1 protein-coding gene and 1 pseudogene are annotated in these 1508 nt (G+C 69.6%); both read left to right on the top strand.

The features are described from left to right. Positions 1-123: pseudogene (locus tag ACFUJR_RS39240) on the top strand (RNA-guided endonuclease TnpB family protein); the annotation flags it as partial. Positions 124-207: 84 nt separating this feature from the next. Continuing rightward, positions 208-1356 (top strand): S8 family serine peptidase, encoded by a 1149-nt coding sequence (locus ACFUJR_RS39235; RefSeq protein WP_383181757.1) that lies wholly within the window; start codon positions 208-210, stop codon positions 1354-1356. The last annotated feature ends 152 nt before the right edge of the window (positions 1357-1508 follow it).

Genomic DNA, 1508 nt, shown 5'->3' with positions numbered 1-1508 from the left:
GCGAAGAACCTTCTGGCCGCCGGACGGGCGGTCGCAGCCTGCGGAGCTGGTGTAAGACCTCAACGGAGTTCTCCGGGCGGGCAGTCGGCGATGAATCAGGAAGTCTCACGGCGCGAGCCGTAAGAATCCCCTCCCTTCAGGGAGGGGAGCGTCAAGGCAGTACACAAGCGTGTCCGCCGGACCAGGCTCGTCGCCGTCTCGACCGCGATCGCAGCTGCGGCCGGAGTCACCGTCATCGTCAGCCCGTTCGCCGGCGCGGCCCCCGCACCCGCCCTCGGAACGGTCCACGGCCTCGGCGTGGAAGGCGCTGTCGCAGGCAGCTACATCGTTCTGCTGGACGAGAAGGCCGACAAGGGAGATCTGGCGAAGGAGTACGGCGGCACCCTGCGCCGCAGCTACGACTCCGCCGTCAACGGCTTCTCGGTGAACGGCCTTTCGGAGACCGAGGCCAAGCGCCTCGCCGCCGACCCCGCCGTCGCCAAGGTCGTCCAGAACAAGAAGTTCACCATCAACGCGACCCAGGACGACCCGCCGTCCTGGGGCCTGGACCGGGTCGACCAGACAGACACCGCCGGCGACTCCAAGTACACCTACCCGGACGGCGCGGGTGAGGGCGTCACGGCCTACGTCATCGACACCGGAGTCCGCGTCACGCACAAGGACTTCGAGGGCCGCGCCACTTCGGGCTTCGACGCGATCGACAACGACGACGACGCCTCGGACGGCAACGGCCACGGCACCCACGTGGCCGGCACCATCGCCGGCGCCGCGCACGGGGTCGCCAAGAAGGCGAAGATCGTCGCCGTCCGCGTCCTCGACGACAACGGCTCGGGTACGACCGAGCAGGTCGTCGCAGGCATCGACTGGGTCACCAGGAACCACCAGGGCCCGTCCGTCGCCAACATGAGCCTCGGCGGAGGTGCCGACCCGGCCCTCGACGAGGCCGTGCAGAAGGCCATCGCCTCCGGTGTCACCTTCGGCGTCGCCGCGGGCAACGAGTCCTCGGACGCCGGCCAGGGCTCCCCGTCCCGCGTGGAGGAAGCCATCACCGTGGCCTCCTCCACAAAGGAGGACCAGCAGTCCAGCTTCTCCAACTTCGGCTCCGTGGTGGACCTCTACGCCCCGGGCTCGGACATCACCTCGGCCTGGAACGACAGCGACGAGGGTACGAAGACCATCTCCGGCACCTCGATGGCGACCCCGCACGTGGTCGGCGCCGCCGCCCTCTACCTCGCGGCCCACCAGGACGCCACGCCTGACCAGGTCGCCCAGGCCCTCGTCGAGGGCGCCACCGCGGACAGGATCAGCAACCCGTCCGAGGGCACCGCCAACAAGCTGCTCAAGATCGTCGAGTAGCCGAGCCACCCTGCTGCTACCGGACCGCGTGATCCAGCGGCCCGGTAGCGGCGGCTTCCGCGGACCGGGGGGGGACACCGCCCCCCCCCCCACAGCAAACGGGAAGCCCACCCCGTGGCGTCGGGGAAGAAACAACAAAAGCCTCTTTGCGC

The organism is Streptomyces sp. NPDC057271, from assembly GCF_042668715.1.
GTDB lineage: Bacteria > Actinomycetota > Actinomycetes > Streptomycetales > Streptomycetaceae > Streptomyces.
Note: the sequence above shows the minus strand (reverse complement) of the source record. Positions and strands in the feature narration are given on the sequence as shown.